Consider the following 1,025-nt stretch of genomic DNA (forward strand, 5'->3'; position numbering starts at 1 on the left):
TGTGGGGGCGGGTCAACGAGATCTTCGCTGGGCTGGGGCTGAATTTTGTTGCCCAAGGTTGGGTGCTCTACCTGATCTTCGGCCCTTGGAAAAGGCCGGGGGTGGCTTCCATGAGCGGGACGGAAGTGTTGGATCCCCGTCTGTGGTTGCCCACCTGGGGGCGGTCAGAGGCCAGTCCGGTGGCGTTGCTGCTGGCCCTGTTGGCTTTGGCCCTGACGGTGCTGGTGGTGGGCAACACTCGCTTCGGCCTGCAGTTGCGGGCGGTGGGGAAAAACCCTGTAGCTGCTTTCCGGTTGGGGATCCCGGCTACCCGCAGGTTGCTCATGGCATTTGCCTGCTGTGGGGGCTTAGCAGGGCTGGCGGGCGCCTTGCAGGTGTTGGCTCTGTTCCATCGCCTCATCCCCAATATCTCCAGCAATTTGGGCTTTCTGGCCTTGTTGGTGGTGATGCTGGCAGGCTTTAACCCCCTGCTGATTTTGCCGATTGCCTTTTTCTTCAGCAGTCTTAACATCGGCAGCTTGCAACTGCCTCTCTCTTTGCAATTGGAGTCTTCTTTGGCCGGTGTGATTCAGGGATCCCTGGTGTTGTTCGTCTTGCTGGCCCAAGGGATCAGCCGCCGCTATTTCCTTGGGAAAGGTTAATGGCTTCGGCGATTTCTGGGATCCCTTTGCGTTAGCGTTGCGCAACAACGAGATTTAACTCCTATCGCGGGGGAAAACTTTGGATTTTTCTGCTCAGGACAGTGGTGCGGTTCCTCTGCCGTAGGCATAGCACCATCAACATCGGGAAATAAGGTTATCGTAGAAGGATGAATCGGACATCCCCTTTTTCAAATCGACCGCTCATCGGCGTTACCACCCGCAACCGCAATGACGAGGGAGACTTTGTAGCGCCAGGCCGCTATGTGGATGCCATTCGTGCTGCCGGAGGGATCCCTGTTCTTTTTCCCCCAGGCGAAAGCGAGCCCCAAGTTTTGCTGTCTTGGGTGGATGGCCTGGTGTTGACCGGTGGCGGCGACCTCTGCC

Annotated in this window: 2 protein-coding genes; both read left to right on the forward strand. The window is 57.7% G+C overall.

The window, feature by feature from the left end:
• Positions 1–641, forward strand: a 641-nt coding sequence (locus NW837_RS14090; RefSeq protein ID WP_414332223.1) for an ABC transporter permease subunit, incomplete at its 5' end; no start/stop codon positions are given.
• Between the two features lie 167 nt (positions 642–808).
• Positions 809–1,025, forward strand: a 217-nt coding sequence (locus tag NW837_RS14095; RefSeq protein WP_414332224.1) for a gamma-glutamyl-gamma-aminobutyrate hydrolase family protein, incomplete at its 3' end; no start/stop codon positions are given.

This window comes from Synechococcus sp. R6-10 (assembly GCF_047461815.1).
GTDB lineage: Bacteria > Cyanobacteriota > Cyanobacteriia > Thermostichales > Thermostichaceae > Thermostichus.